The following is a 14,361-nucleotide window of genomic DNA, read 5'->3' as shown; positions in this document are numbered from 1 at the left end:
ACGCCCCGGCCGCTGGCGAAATCCGGGCAACTTCCCGACGCCGACAGCACCGCCGCATCGTCACTCACCGTGCTCAGACCACGGAAGTTGAGCCAGAGCCCGTTCTCGCGTACATAGCCAATCCGCCAACCGCCCCGTCCTGCGGTAGGCCAGAGTGGATCGGAAGTAGTGAGAAGGGCTCAGGAGTGCAGCCAGGGGCGGATCGCGGTGCGGCGTTTCAAGCTGAGCGGTGCCAGGAGTCCGGGGAAGCGAACCAGGTCCGCGAGTTCGATCATCGAGCTCTTGTTCGATCGCGGCGGTCTCGGCGCTGCCGAGACCGCCGAACTGGTTGCTCGGCCTCTCGAATGTGAAAGGCGAGAGTTCCTTTGCCCACCCCTCCAAGAGGAAGTGCGGACATTGTGGTCGGGGCGGCGAGGTAGGGTGCCCAGCTGTTCCCGGCGAGCTGGGACCAGCTGGGCGGTCGCGTGGCTGATGCCGAAGAGGTCGGCGACGACGATGGGTGGCAGATCGGTGATGGCCTCCAACGGCGCGGTGTTGCGTGCAGCGCGTACGGGAAGCCCGTGGTGCCACATCGGGTCTGCCAGACCGGCGGGGTTGCGGGGACGGCCGGGCACGGCGCCCGGCAGGAGGAGGTGCCCGCGGCCCGCCGGGGGCAGAGGATCGTGGAGTTGAGGGATCTGCTCGTCGAGCAGGGAGGCCAGCGTCGGCGGGAGCAGCACCGGGTGGCGGTCGAGGGTGAGGTTGGCGGCCTCGGCGTCCCGCTGGACCTGGTCAGGGTGAGTTCGACGATCCGCGTCAGCGGAGGGGCGTAGAGGCGGACCAAGGCGCCGATGATGCGCATGGGCACGTCGGTGATCTACGAACGCGAAGCCGAGCACTTCCTGGCCTTCACCGGCATCGCCCGCACTCTCATCCGTTGTCGCAGACTCACCAGAGGAGATGAAGTCAAGTCCACGGGATGACGGGGACCACGTCGACGGCACGGCCGTCAGGGGCGAGGAGTCGTCCCCAGGATTTGATGGACCGCAGAACGGTCTGCCGGTCGTCGATCTCGATGCCGGGTCTCGTGGTGCGGATGCGCCGCAGCAGTGGCTCCAGTGCCTGCAGGTCGTGCAGTTGCGCGGTGACAAAAAGGTTCGCTGCCCCGGCCACGGCAGCGCATACCCGGGTTTCCGGCCATCGGCCGATGTCCCGGCCCATCTCGTAGAGCAGTTCGTCGGGCACCCGCAGGGAGAGAGCGACGTACAGGTGCCAGCCGCCGGCGAACCGGACGAAGTCGGTGCGGAAGGTGAGCATTCCGCAGCGGGTGAGATGGTCGAGCCGGCGCTTGACCGCGGACTCGGAGCGGCCCAGACGATTCGCGAGGTCACGCAGGCTCATCCGGCCGTCGACCTGCAGCGCCTGGTAGAGGGCTTTGTCGAAGGCGTCCGGTTCCCGGACGGCCTGCGGGCCGTGGTGTTCGGGATTGCCGACGGACAGTTCGTGCGCCGCGCTTGGGCCGATTGCGCCGAGCCGCCAGTGGGCGCCGCTGAACAGCTCCATGATCGGCCGTACACGGGTGCTGTGGACGCCCGGGGTGAGAGCGAGATCGTCGACGAGAAGCGCGGACATACTCGCGATGTCCTGGGCGACGATGAGCGCGAACAGGTCCCATGTGCCCGAGGTCAGGTGGACGCTGGCCACCCGCGGGTTTTCCGCCAGTGCCCGGGCTACCTCGGTGACCTGCCCGGCCGCGCACGTCACGTCGACCACGGCACCGGCGAGCGGCATGGCCGGTCCGGGGGCGGAGGAGATCCAGGCGGCTCCGCTGCGGGTCAGCTTGCGCCAACGGCGCCCGACGGTGACCGCGGACAGGTCCAGGGTGGCGCCGAGTTGTTCGAAGCTCGCGCGGGGGTTGACGTGCAGGGCATCGATGAGGGCGACGTCGTCCTCATCGATGCCCTGTCGTTCTGCGGCCGTCACGGGGACATTGTGGTGGATGGCCGTCACCTTGTCGCAGGCAGCAGGTGCCGGCCGATGAGGTCTGCGCAGACCAGGTCGGGGCAGGAACGGCCCCAGAACCAGGGCATCGGGGTGTGCGCGGGGTTGGGTATCTGATGGCCGCCGCCATGGACGGTGAACAGTGTCACCGGTGTGGTGCTGTCACCGCCGTAGGTGGTGGTCGTCACCGTGGTGACCTCACTGCCGTCAGCATGGTGAAGCGGTTCGGTGACCGGCGGAGCGGTGATGCCGTTGCGTGCCGCGTAATACGCGGCCGTCTCCTCAGCCGAGCGATGCAGGCCGCGAGGAAACAGCCCTCTGACGCTGACCACGCCGCCGTCATAGGGGGCCAGGGGGTCGGCAGTGCCGTGGAAGAGGAGCACAGGCACTGCCGTGTCGGCCGACGGCGGGGTCTGGGACCAGTACGCGGCGGGCAGGGTGCTGCTGATGATCGCCGCACCCGCCAGCCGTTTCGGGACCTCATGCAGCAGCCGCATCACCATCTGACCGCCGAGGGAGAACCCGATCACATACACACGCTCCTGCACGGTTGCGTGCGTGGTGGCCATCGCCTCGACCAGGTCGGTGAAGAACCCGACATCGTCGATGCCACGGCGCCGTGCTGGGGTGCCGATGTCGCGGGCACCATTCCAGTCCCTGCGATACCCGTCCGGATACACAACGACCGCGTCGGTACCGGCCGCGAAGGTGTCGAACGAGCGGCCGCTGAACCGACGCACGGACCGGCCGGTCTGACCGGTGCCGTGGAAGACGACCACCAGAGGCCGGCCCGAGCGCGCGGACCGGTCCCGCCGGTCGGCGCTGACCTGCACGTAGGTGCGAGTGAGCCCGCCGGCCTCCAGTGCGCCCGGCAGCGCGCGTACGATCACGGCCGTCACCGCCATTCAGGGCGGCATGCCCCGCGGGGGACCAGAGCGGGCTCCGGCCACGCGGGCGGGGTGAGGCCGAACTCGACCTGCGGCCCGGGGAAGTGCAGGGCCCCCAGCGGCGTCTGGGCATCGAACGCTTCCGGCTCGCGCAGGCTGTGCTGTTCGTCGCTGCCGGCCAGCGCCGGGTCGACCAGACCGAGCGTGAGGTACCACATCGCGTTGCGGGTCAGGTTGACCGTCACATGCCAGCTACCGCCGACCCTGGCTCGCTTGACCAGCGCCGCCGTCGCGCCGGCGGCCCCCATGTAGCCGGTGATGAAGTCGTTGATCATCCCGGTGACGGGCAGTTTCGGCTCCATCGGTGAGCCGATGGCGGCCATCAGACCAGAGGCTGCGGAACCGTTCATGTCGAAACCGCCGCGGTCGGCCCACGGTCCCTGTGATCCGTAACAGGTCACCGAGACCTGGACCAGACCGGGATACCGCTCGGCCAGCTGATCCGGAGCCAGCCCCAGTTTCTCCAGCTTGTCGCCGCGATGGTTGTTGACCACGATGTCGGCATCGGTCACCAGCTCGTCCAGTAGCCTCTGCCCCCGGTCGGTGTTCAGATCCAGCAGTGTGCTGCGCGATCCGATGTTGGCCTGGGAGTAGATGAACGCGTGTTCGTAGTCGTTGGCCCGGGTCGCGCACAACACATCCGCACCTTGCTCGGCCAACGTCCGCCCCACCGTCGGACCGGCGATCGCATGCGTGAAGGACAACACCTTCACCCCCTCCAGCGGGCGTGAGGCGGACCCGAAGTTCTTGACCGGCGCCTCACCGATCTGCTGCAGCCCGATCACCGGCTGCGCGGCCAGCAGACGACCCTGGGGGTGCGCCGCCCACTCCTCGGCCGTCCGGGCCACGCACAGCGGCAGCCCGACACCATTGGCCGCCTCCTCCAGTTCGAACGCATCCCACCGTGCGAAGGCGGCAGTGACCTTGTCCTTGTCCGGAGGGACGTCCAGAAACCGGCACCACTTGGCCGCCAGATGCGGATACACCCCGGAAGCCATGACCGTGCGGCCGTCCCGGGTCCGGTAGCTGTCCAGCAGGAAAGGATTGTCGAAGACCAACGCATGCTCCGGGAGCTCACCGTTGAGCGTCGGATGCCAGAACGCGTGCGGAGTGATGTGGTGCACCGCCTGGCGGAGATCCAGGTGCAGGTCCTGCCCTGCACCGGTCCGAATCCGATGCAAAGTCGCCGCACCCACAGCGCCGGCCATCATCGGAATTCCGACCGCCGCTGCCAGACGGATCCGGTCCGCCACGATCGGATCCTCACCGGCGAATGACACCTGGCCCCCCGCATCGGCTATCGACAGCCCTGCCGGCGCCAGCAACTCCTCCAGCGCCACCCGCGGGTCGAACCCTCCCGACGCCGAAGTTCCCTCGTGTACTGCCTCGCCACCCTGATCCACCATGGTGAATTGCCTCCAATGCTCACCCGCCAGACTCGTCCAACAGGCCCGGAAGAGCTGTGATCGACGGAAAACACACACAGCCAGGCCGTAACGACGGGAATCACCGATCCATGGGCAATTCGAGCAGCAAACCATCCATTCTCAGGTGAGCGATGGGCAGCAGAGGTACGACCGCCGCGGAGCTTCGACAGCGGACTACAGCCCACCCCCTCTGGTCATCGGTCCCCACGCGCACAGGGCGCATCACCACGACGACCTGCCAGGTGCCCGGCGTCTCGGAGGCCGGCTGGCTGAGGACCGCGCCCTGCGCATAGAAGCCGCCTCCAGGGGATGGGAAGCCGGGGCCATCAGCTTTCGCGCGTGCCCGCGCGAGTCGTGTCCTGGAACACGCGCAACGCCAAGGAGACGGCACCGTTGCCGTGACGCAGGCGGCTCGCCTGCGACTTACGTGCACCCCGTCCGCCGGCGGTGCGCGTCCGTGCAGAATGAGGTACGAGGTCGATCTGATCCGGAGGGCTCCGGCTTTCGGCCGGCAGGCGCGGACGAACGGCCGTCGGCTGATCTTCGAGGTCTCTACGGCACGAGTGGTATGCGCGTAGGGTCGCGCGTGACCTGGTGGATCGCTTCTGGGTGGGGGAGCACCGTCAGAAACGGGAAGGCTCGTCGCTGGTGGTCGCGGACTCCGGCCGGTAGTCGTCCTGGTCAAGAGAGGCGGCCCAGCTGGCGAGGAGCTTGAGGCTGTCGTGGGACGGGGTGCCTGGTTCCGCGCAGAGGGCGGTGAGGGTGAGGCCGGGGTCGGTGGGGATGGGCATCGCCTCGAAGGCGAGGGAGAGTTCGCCGACCGCGGGATGGCAGAAGCGTTTGGTGCCCGTCTGGTGCAGGCGTACGTCGTGCGCTGCCCAGAGGGTGCGGAACTCCTCGCTGCGGGTGGAGAGTTCGCCGATCAGGTCGGTCAGCTCCCGGTTGTAGGGATCGCGTCCTGCCTCGGTGCGCAGGAGGGCCACTGACTTGGCGATCTGGTCGTCCAGTTCGGGCATGAAGTCGGCCGCGGTGGGATTCAGGAACTGGTATCGGGCGAGGTTCGCGGGCCGGGCGGGGTCGGCGAACACGGGGTCGTACAGGGCATGGCCGAGGCGGTTGGTGGCGAGGATGTCGAGGCGGCCGTTGCGGATGAAGGCCGGTGCCTCGGTCATCGCGTCCAGCAGGTGTTGGAGAGCGGGGCGAATCGGCCGCGGGGTCCGTCGGCGGGGTGGGCGTCGGGTGGTGTTGGCGGTGCGGGCCAGATCGTCCAGGTGAGCGCGTTCGGCCTCGTCGAGCTGGAGAGCACGGGAGAGGGAGTCGAGGACGGTCTCGGAGACGCCGGAGAGGCTGCCGCGCTCAAGGCGGGCGTAGTACTCGACACTGACGCCGGCCAGCAGCGCGACCTCCTCCCTGCGCAGCCCCTTCACGCGCCGGTTGCCGCTGTACGCGGGCAGTCCTGCCTGCTGAGGCGTGATCTTGGCACGGCGGCTGGTCAGGAACTCGCGTACCTCGCTCCGGTTGTCCATGACTTCGAGGCTACGTCGGCTTCCGGGAGCGTGGGGTGTACTGCCAGTACACGTATCAACGAGTCCTTCCACGCGCGTGTGACCTGGCCTTTCATCGATGAGGACGGGGTGCTGCACAGGCGGTGCCCGTATGCGCCGACTCGCGCGCCACGCCTCCGAACGGCGTAGGCCGCGATGGTCGGGCCGAATGAAGGCATTGCCCCGGTTCGCGCCCGGGTGCCCCGTCTGCGGCCGGCCCTGACAACACAGAGCGGAAGGACGAACCGGATGACGAACGGGAAAGCCGAGAAGGACGAGAGCAGGCCCGCCGGGCCACGACAGCAGTTCGGGGACATCGCTCCCGCGCTGGCGGGATACAGCGAGGACGTGCTGTTCGGACAGGTCTGGGAGAACCCGGACCTCGCCCCGCGCGACCGGAGCCTGGTGACCGTTGCCAGCCTCATTACCAGCGCCGGCACGGAACAACTCGCCTTCCACCTGCGGCGCGCCCGCGACAACGGCGTGAGCGAGAAGGAACTGATCGAGACGATCACCCACCTGGCCTTCTACGCCGGATGGCCCAAGGCCATGTCCGCGCTGACCGTGGCGCGGGACGCCTTCACGGCCTCCTGACCGTCGCGTCCTTCCGCCTTTTCCAGCCGACGGCCGCCGCACACACACGGCGACGGCCTGCAAGGAGCCCCAGCATGGAGATTCTCAAGCAACAGCCGACCATGAAACTGCCGGCCGGGATGTTCACCGGTGACGCCTGGGCGGACGTGATCTACCGGGGTGAGGAGCCCTCCCGGGCCCGCACCAACATGGTCCGCTTCTCGCCCGGTGCCCGTACCGCCTGGCACAGCCACGGCCTGGGCCAGACCCTCTACATCGTCGAGGGCATCGCCCTGATCCAGTCCCGCGGTGGAGAGATCGTCGAGGCTCATCCCGGCGACGTGATCTTCACCCCGGCCGGCGAGGAGCACTGGCACGGTGCGGCCCCCGACCGCTTCATGGCCCACATCGCCCTGTGGGAGGGCGACGAGGTCCACTGGCTGGAGCACGTCACCGACGCCGAGTACGGCGGCCCGCGCACCAGCACATGCGGCGCCCACTGACAGGCTCTCCCACACACCCGACACGAACCGCGCGACGACGAACGGGAAAATATGCGCGCCACCATGCTCTACGCCCCCGGTGACATCCGGGTCGAAGACCTGCCCGAGCCCAAGATCCTCCAGCCGACCGATGCGGTGGTCCGTACCGTGGCCGCCTGTGTGTGCGGCTCCGACCTGTGGGACTACCGCGGTATCAACGAGGTCTCCCAGCCCACGCCGATCGGCCACGAGTACGTCGGCATCGTCGAGGCCGTCGGCGGGGACGTCCGTACGATCGTGCCCGGGCAGTTTGTCGTAGGCTCGTTCTTCGCCAGCGACAACACCTGTCCCCACTGCGCGAACGGCTACCAGACCAGCTGCCTGCACCGTGAGTTCGTCGGGGGTTGCCAGGCCGAGTACGTCCGCGTCCCGCTCGCCGACGGCACCCTCGTGGCCACCGACGGCCTTCCCGCCGACGAGCACGTGGCCGGCCTGCTGGCCTGCTCGGACGTCATGGGGACCGGTTGGTACGCGGCCGTGGCCGCCGAGGTACGGCCTGGTCAGACCGTTGCCGTCGTCGGCGACGGCGCGGTGGGCCTGTGCGCGGTCATCGCGGCCAAGGAACTGGGGGCCGAGCGGATCATCGCGATGAGCCGGCACGAGTCCCGCCAGAAGCTGGCCCGCGAGTTCGGCGCCACGGACATCGTCGCCGAGCGCGGCGAAGAAGGTGTGACCCGCATCAAAGAACTCACCGGCGGTATCGGAGCCGATGCCGTACTCGAATGCGTAGGCACCGCCGAGTCCATGCGCCAGGCGCTGCCCTCGACCCGCCCCGGCGGCAACATCGGCTTCGTCGGTGTTCCGCACGACGTGGCCATCGACGGGCAGGAGCTGTTCTTCTCCCACGTCGCCCTGCGTGGCGGTCCTGCCCCGGTGCGCCGTTTCCTGCCCGACCTCGTCGAGCGGGTCCAGACGGGCCGGATCGACCCGGGCAAGGTCTTCGACCTCGCTCTGGCGCTGGACGAGGTGGCGGAGGGCTATCGGGCCATGGACGAACGACGGGCGATCAAGGCCCTGTTGCGTCCGTGACCCGCGCCCCCGACATCTGACGATGGGATACACACACCATGAACCCGATCTATGACTTCACCGGCCAGGTTGCCCTGGTCACCGGTGCGGCCTCCGGCATGGGCCTCGCCACCGCCCGCGCCTTCGCTGAGGCAGGCGCCGCCGTCGTCCTGGCCGACATCGGCGAGAAGGCCGTACAGCACGCGGCCGAGGAACTGACGGTGGCCGGTCACCGGGCGATCGGCGTCGCGTGCGACGTCACGGACGAGGAGCAGGCGGCGGCGATGGTCGACCGCGCGGTCGCGGAGTATGGCCGCCTGGACATGGCGTTCAACAACGCCGGTGTGCAGGCGCCGCCCAGTGACGCGGCCGATGAGACGGCCGCGAACTTCGACTTCGTCAACGCCGTTAATCTGCGCGGTGTTTGGGCCGCTCAGAAGCACGAACTGCGTCGCATGCGAGAGCAGGACGGCGGCGGCGCGATCGTCAACTGCTCGTCGCTGGGCGGGCTGGTGTGCCGACGAGATCGCCTCCGCGGTCCTGTGGCTGTGCAGCCCGGCCGCGAGCTTCGTCGTCGGAGTTGCCCTGCCCGTCGACGGCGGATACACCACGCACTGACCAACCGCCGTTCCGTACGTCCGGCCGGGTGGGACGGCATGGTCCCGCCCGGCCATGCCGTGCGCTTTCCCCGCCCCCTATTCGAGGAGGTCACCGTCCATGTCCGCCCCGCTCACCAGGGAGCCGTGCGCCGCCGGTGACGTCGCCGGACCGAGTGGCTCCTCCACCGCCGCGTTGGCGGCGGCCGTGCTGGGCTTCTTCGTCATCACCCTCGACGCCCTGATCGTCAATGTGACCCTGCCGGCCATTCGTGACGATCTCGGCGGCGGAACGACCGGGCTGCAGTGGGTGCTGGACGCCTACACCCTCATGTTCGCCGCGCTGCTTCTGTCCGCCGGTGCTGTCAGCGACCGCGCCGGTGCCCGCCGCACCTTCGGTGCCGGCATGGCCGTCTTCGTGGTCGCGTCGGCGGCCGGCGGTCTGGCACCGACCCTGGCCCTGCTGGTCGCCGCCCGCCTCGTCCAGGGCGTTGGCGCCTCGATGATGCTGCCCTCCTCGCTCACCCTGATCCGGGAGGCGCATCCCGATCCCGTCCGGCGCGGGCGGGCGATCGCCGTGTGGACTGTCGCAGGCTCGGTGGCAGCTGCGGCCGGTCCGGTCGCGGGCGGCACTCTCAGCGCGGTCAGCTGGCGGATGATCTTCTTCATCAACCTGCCGATCGGCGTAGCGGCACTCCTGCTCCTGACTCGTGCTCCGCGCTCGCCGCGCCGGCCGGCTCCGCTGGACCGCACCGGGCAGGTGTCCGCCGTACTCGCCATGGGCGGGTTCACGTTCGCCGTGATCGAGGCCGGCGCCGACGGCTTCGGCGCCCCTCGGGTCCTCGCGGCCTTCGCCGTCGCCGTACCGGCCCTGGCTGTTTTCCTCGTGGCGCAGTTCAGAGGCAGGCACCCGATGGTGCCGCCGGATCTGTTCCGCTCCCGCGCCGTACTGATCGCCTCCGGCAACGGCTTCGCCTTCATGGCCGGCCTCAGCGGCACGGTCTTCCTCTACAGCCTCTACCTTCAGCAGGAACGCGGTCTGTCGGCCCTTGCCGCCGGTCTGGTCTTCCTGCCCATGACCGTCCTGTCCGCGTTCCTGGGCGTCCCCACGGCCCGTGTCACCGAACGACTCGGACCGAAGGTGCCCATTATCGGCGGCCTGTCCCTGATGAGCGTCGGTCTGGTCGTCCTGGCCGCGCTACCGGCATCCACCCCCGCCTGGTTGATGGCCCTGGCCATGATCCCGGTTGGAATCTGCGGACCGCTCGCCATGCAGCCGACCACCGGCCTCCTCCTCGAAAGCGTCCCCGCGCACCGCTCCGGGGTGGTCGGCGGCGTGTTCAACTCCAGCCGCCAGATCGGCGGCGCTCTGGCCGTGGCCGTCTTCGGCGCTCTGTTGGCGAGCCCGGCGAACCCGCTGGACGGCCTGCGCACAGGCCTGCTGACAGCCGCCGCGCTCACCCTTACCGCCGCGGTCGCCAACCTGTGGCTCCCACACCCCTCCCGATCTTGACCGAGTTCGTCCGGCTCGCCACCCCAACGCCCTTTACAGTAAGGAGAGTTCACCATGACCAATTGGACCAGCAGCGAACTCGACGCGATCGGGACGGCCGACGAACTGGAGATCGCGCCCCTGCGCCATGACGGTACGCCCCGGCCGGCGGTGCCCGTCTGGGTCGTTCGTGACGGCGATGGCCTTTATGTCCGCTCCTTTCGGGGAACGGACGGCTCCTGGTATCGCAGTGCCCGTGCCCAGGGCTCCGGTCACATCCACGCAGGCGGCATCGGCAAGGACGTAGCCCTCGTGCCGGAGGACGACTCGGCCGTCAACCACCGTGTCGACGAGGCGTATCGCAGGAAGTACGGCCGATACGGCGACCGGTATGTGGGCCCCCTTGTCGGCGCCCAGGCTCACCGGACGACGCTCAAGCTCGTCCCGCGCTGACCGGGCGCGTACGGGAGTCCGGTCCCGGCCGCGCCCTCGGCTTCTGAGCGCCCGCTGGGAGGCCGCCCCAACGGGCCAGGCTTTCAGCTCGTGTTGTCCGACGCGGTGAAGTCCCCGTGGATGCCGAGGTCCCCTTCCTTGTTCCCAGTCGAGGTGTACCGAGGTCAACCAACCCGACATAGCCGGCCGACGCCGGCATGGGAAGTCCGACTCCATCGATGCGGCGGCCGCCGCCCGAGCAGTCCTCTCCGGCCGGGCCACAGCCACCGCCAGGACGACCGACGGACCAGTGGAGACGATCCGGCTGTTCAAGATGGCCAAGACCTCCGCGGTCAAGTCCGGTTCCATGGCCATCAACCAGCTCAAGGCCGTGCTCGTGGTGGCGGAGCCGGCTCTGCGTGAGTCCCTGGCCGGGCTGAGCAACCCCAGACTCCTCCGCCGGTGGTCGCAGTTGCGGCCCGCGCCCGGGACGGGGCCGCAGGCGGCATCCTGCCGTACGCTCCGGCTCCTGGCCAAGCGAATCCTGCATCTCACCGAGAAGATCAACGATCTCACGGCACGGATCAGCACAGCGATCGATGCCTGCGCACCCAAGCTCTTGGAGCTCTACAGCGTCGGTCCGGACACGGCAGCAGCCTTGCTGACGGCAGCCGGCGACAACCCCGACCGCCAGGCCATCGAGGCCTCATTCGCCGCCCTCTGCGGTGCCAGCCCCGTGGAAGCATCGTCTGGAAAGACCATCAAGCTCGCCGTCCGCTATGAAGCGACTGTGCTGATGGCAGCTCTCGACGAATGGCTTTGACCGAAGGCAGCCTTCCCGCCGTCGTTCACCAGTCCCGACCTGAGGTCAGCTCCTCCGCATCCGCGTCCATAAACCCGTATGCCGACGCGACGAAGAAAAATTCGTAACAGATCCACTCACGCGCAACCGTCTCGATCCCGCTCCCGGCCGCCATGAACTCCCTGTCCAGCAGGTTGAACTCCTCCGTCGCAGCCTGGGCGAGCGCATACAAGGTCTCCAGATCCGACGGCTGCTCGACCTCAACGCGTTCGCACAGCCGCAGCAGGATCGCTTTCCCCTGATCGACGAGACGATCAGGGAAGTACGAGTCGTCGTACATCTGCCGCAGGAACGAGTGTCCCGCTACCTGCTGGTTTGTGATCGGCATGATGTTTCCCTACCTCCGCGAAGAGCTGATGCGCCGATCATGCACAGCACCACTGACAACGATGCCCCATCGATACCAGACCTCAAGCGACCAGGACTTCCACAACAGGCCGTAGGAGGCTGTCTGATGGGTCGATGACCCGGCGGACGGTGGAAGGACCACCGGATCGTCGTCAACGGAATCCTTTCAGGCTCCGGACCGGTGTCCCGTGGCGTGACCTGCCCGCGCGCTTCGAGAGCTGGAAGACGGTCTACGACAGGCATAGGCGCGGGTCGGCGGACGGCACGTGGGACGTGGTCTTGCGTGCCGAGCAAGCCGACGCCGATACCGAGGGGCGCATTGATTGGTCCATGGTGAGCGTGGACTCCACCGTGTGCCGGGCTCACCAGCACGGCGGCCGGCGCCCGCAACCGACCGCCCTGGATGAGCGGCAGGCGGTCCCGGCCTGCCCAGCATCGGGAGGATGAGGCCCTGGGCCACTCCCGCGGTGGCCTGACAACCAAGATCCACCTGATTGGGGAGGGAAGATGCCGCCCGCTGGCACTGCTGATCACAACAGGCTAGTGAGGCGACGCGCCCCAGATGATCCCGGTCCTCGACCGCGTCCGCGTCCCCCGCCGCAGCGGCGGCCACCCGCGCACCCGGCCAGACCATCTTGGTGGGGACAGGGCGTACTCATCCCGCAGGAACCGGCGTTACCTGCGCAGGCGCCAGATCAAGCAAACCATTCCCGAACCGACGACCCAACAAGCCAACCGCCGACGCCGCGGAAGTGCTGGCGGCCGACCTCCCAGCTTCGACCGCGGACGATATGCCCGTCGAGATGAAGTGGAGCGAACCATCCTGGCACTCAAGGGATTCCGGGCCGTAGCGACCAGGTACGAAAAGCCGGCGTACGTCTTTCACGGCACTGTCACCGTTGCCGCGATCCGACTGCGGCTCCGCTCGTGATCCGTGGGTGGGAGCGGCTGTCACAGCCGGCCGATACGCTGCGAGCGATCTACGACCGGCTGACCGGAAGGCATGATGACCCGCACCGCCAGACCGACGCTCGAAGCGATACTCACCGCGCTTCCCGAACTTGCTCCCCACGCGCGCGACGCAGTCATACTCCATCCCGAGCGGGCAGAACCGGACTGCCGGAACAGTTCGATCGGCGGGCCACTGCTGTGGCCGAGTGACGAACCGTGGCCCGAGTGCTCCTTGCCCGACGAGACCAACTCTGTCGGCGTGCCTGCCACGGCCATGGTGCCGGTCGCGCAGATCTTCCGGCGCGACGCGCCGGGACCCTGGTGGCCCGCTGGCATCGACCTCTTGCAGATCCTCTGGTGTCCCAATGAACACTGGGATCCTCCGGTCCAGCAGGCCGACGTCAGCCCTGTGCTCGAGGTGCGATGGCGTCGGGCCGCTGACGTGACCGGCCCATTGACGACTCCGCCGTCGCCCTCGCGGTATGACGAGGACGGCTACCTGCCCCGGGCGTGCGCCCTTACCGCCGAGCCCGTGACCGACTTCCCTTTCCGTGAGGAGCTACCTGCAGAACTCCGTCCGCGGCTTGAGGAACTGGTCCGCGAAACCGGCGACGGCGGAGACCTCGTCACGCGCCTCGCCGGCTGGAAACTCGGCGGCTGGCCGAGCTGGCACCTGACGCACCCCACAGTCCTTCCCTGCGGTGACTGTGGCACGGCCATGACGCTCCTGTTCACCGTGGCCAGCGACGACGAGACAGGGGTCATCGTCGGCCGCTATGGAGACCTGCGCATCTTCACCTGCCCCACCGACCACCGTCACGCGTTCCAGGTGGACCTGCACTGACCTGGGGTTGATCACCCGCACCACGACCCATCAGACAGTCTCTAGGCAGTGTCTCTTCGATCACCTGGCTCGTCGTTCTGGCCATGCTCAGCAGGGGGGATCTCACTGACGGCGAGTGGGCGGCGCTGGAACCGTTGCTGCCGACGAGCAGCAACCGTTGTGGCCGGTGGCGCGATCACAGGTAAGTGATCAGCGGAATCGTCCATCGGCTCAGTACTGGCTGCCAGTGGCGCAAGCTGCCCGAACGCTTCGACCCGTGGCAAACCATCCACAAACGGCGTCAACTATGGTCGGCCGACGGCGCATGGGAGAGGCTGTTCCAGCATGTGCAGGCCCGCGGTGGGCTGACCACGAAGCTCCACCTGAGTGCGGACGGGAAGTGCCGCCCGCTGTCGTTGGTCATCACGCCAGGACAGCGGGCGGATTGCCCCCAGTTCGAGTCGGTCGTGGACAAGATCTGTGTCCCACGGCTGGGGCCAGGACGCCCGAGACGGCAGCCGGACAGCGTCGCGGCCAAGGCATACAGCAAAAGCAAGATCCGGACGTATCTGCGGCGGCGCGGGATCCAGCAGGTGATCCCGGAGAAGAGCGACCACCGGACCGTCCGGCGCAAGCGCGGTGGCCGCCCCGCCGGCTTCGACCAGGCCCGCTACCGGGCTCGGAACTCGGTGGAACGGGCGATCAACGAGCTGAAGCAGTTCAGAGCCGTGGCTACCCGCTATGACAAGCGCGGCTACGTCTACCTGGGCACTGTCACCGCTGCTGCCCTGCTCAGCCGGCTCCGGACCTGGCAGGCATAACCAGGCAGCAGGACA

The 14,361-nt window shown here is 68.4% G+C and carries 13 protein-coding genes and 3 pseudogenes; 11 read left to right on the top strand and 5 right to left on the bottom strand.

The features are described 5' to 3' along the window. Positions 1–560 precede the first annotated feature (560 nt). Positions 561–812 (top strand): hypothetical protein, encoded by a 252-nt coding sequence (locus ABZ642_RS34250; protein ID WP_360491221.1) that lies wholly within the window; start codon positions 561–563, stop codon positions 810–812. 133 nt (positions 813–945) lie between these two features. Here the strand turns inward: ABZ642_RS34250 and ABZ642_RS34245 are convergent, their stop codons facing one another. The 4 genes from ABZ642_RS34245 to ABZ642_RS34230 form a co-directional block, all read right to left on the bottom strand. Beyond that, positions 946–1,962 carry an Lrp/AsnC family transcriptional regulator gene (locus tag ABZ642_RS34245; RefSeq protein WP_360491218.1) on the bottom strand — a complete coding sequence of 339 codons (1,017 nt, stop codon included), beginning with the start codon at positions 1,960–1,962 and terminating at the stop codon, positions 946–948. A 23-nt stretch (positions 1,963–1,985) separates the two neighbouring features. Beyond that, the gene (locus tag ABZ642_RS34240; protein WP_360491215.1) at positions 1,986–2,870 is read right to left on the bottom strand and encodes a PHB depolymerase family esterase; all 885 of its coding nucleotides are present in this window, start codon (positions 2,868–2,870) and stop codon (positions 1,986–1,988) included. A gap of 5 nt (positions 2,871–2,875) precedes the next feature. Continuing rightward, entirely contained in the window at positions 2,876–4,267 is a 1,392-nt protein-coding gene (locus ABZ642_RS34235; protein ID WP_360491212.1) for a CoA transferase, read from the bottom strand. A 710-nt stretch (positions 4,268–4,977) separates the two neighbouring features. Then, entirely contained in the window at positions 4,978–5,880 is a 903-nt protein-coding gene (locus tag ABZ642_RS34230) for a helix-turn-helix transcriptional regulator (protein ID WP_360491209.1), read from the bottom strand. Positions 5,881–6,147: 267 nt separating this feature from the next. Here ABZ642_RS34230 and ABZ642_RS34225 point away from each other — a divergent pair, with 267 nt between their 5' ends. The 7 genes and pseudogenes from ABZ642_RS34225 to ABZ642_RS34195 all read left to right on the top strand — a co-directional run bounded on the left by ABZ642_RS34225 (position 6,148) and on the right by ABZ642_RS34195 (position 11,364). After that, a complete protein-coding gene (locus ABZ642_RS34225) occupies positions 6,148–6,492 on the top strand; it encodes a carboxymuconolactone decarboxylase family protein (RefSeq protein ID WP_360491206.1) in 345 nt (114 codons plus the stop codon). Between the two features lie 74 nt (positions 6,493–6,566). Then, positions 6,567–6,974 (top strand): cupin domain-containing protein, encoded by a 408-nt coding sequence (locus ABZ642_RS34220; protein ID WP_360491203.1) that lies wholly within the window; start codon positions 6,567–6,569, stop codon positions 6,972–6,974. Positions 6,975–7,025: 51 nt separating this feature from the next. Further along, a complete protein-coding gene (locus tag ABZ642_RS34215) occupies positions 7,026–8,042 on the top strand; it encodes a zinc-dependent alcohol dehydrogenase family protein (protein WP_360491200.1) in 1,017 nt (338 codons plus the stop codon). A gap of 38 nt (positions 8,043–8,080) precedes the next feature. Continuing rightward, positions 8,081–8,639: pseudogene (locus tag ABZ642_RS34210) on the top strand (SDR family oxidoreductase). A 99-nt stretch (positions 8,640–8,738) separates the two neighbouring features. Then, positions 8,739–10,130 (top strand): MFS transporter, encoded by a 1,392-nt coding sequence (locus tag ABZ642_RS34205; protein ID WP_360491197.1) that lies wholly within the window; start codon positions 8,739–8,741, stop codon positions 10,128–10,130. A 54-nt stretch (positions 10,131–10,184) separates the two neighbouring features. After that, positions 10,185–10,562, top strand: a complete 378-nt coding sequence (locus ABZ642_RS34200; protein ID WP_360491194.1) for a DUF2255 family protein — start codon at positions 10,185–10,187, stop codon at positions 10,560–10,562. A 289-nt stretch (positions 10,563–10,851) separates the two neighbouring features. Then, positions 10,852–11,364 carry a transposase gene (locus ABZ642_RS34195; RefSeq protein WP_360491191.1) on the top strand — a complete coding sequence of 171 codons (513 nt, stop codon included), beginning with the start codon at positions 10,852–10,854 and terminating at the stop codon, positions 11,362–11,364. 25 nt (positions 11,365–11,389) lie between these two features. Here ABZ642_RS34195 and ABZ642_RS34190 read toward each other — a convergent pair whose 3' ends face one another. Beyond that, entirely contained in the window at positions 11,390–11,731 is a 342-nt protein-coding gene (locus tag ABZ642_RS34190) for a DUF5713 family protein (RefSeq protein WP_360491188.1), read from the bottom strand. Positions 11,732–11,803: 72 nt separating this feature from the next. Between ABZ642_RS34190 and ABZ642_RS34185 the strand changes: the two are divergent. From ABZ642_RS34185 to ABZ642_RS34175, 3 genes and pseudogenes are all read left to right on the top strand, one after another. Next, a pseudogene (locus tag ABZ642_RS34185) lies at positions 11,804–12,682 on the top strand (IS5 family transposase). Between the two features lie 72 nt (positions 12,683–12,754). Then, positions 12,755–13,546, top strand: coding sequence for a hypothetical protein (locus ABZ642_RS34180; RefSeq protein WP_360491185.1), 792 nt, complete (start codon positions 12,755–12,757; stop codon positions 13,544–13,546). A gap of 83 nt (positions 13,547–13,629) precedes the next feature. After that, a pseudogene (locus tag ABZ642_RS34175) lies at positions 13,630–14,346 on the top strand (IS5 family transposase). The last annotated feature ends 15 nt before the right edge of the window (positions 14,347–14,361 follow it).

Source organism: Streptomyces sp. NPDC007157 (assembly GCF_040634235.1).
Taxonomy (GTDB): Bacteria; Actinomycetota; Actinomycetes; order Streptomycetales; family Streptomycetaceae; genus Streptomyces.
This window is presented reverse-complemented; position numbering and strand designations above follow the sequence as displayed.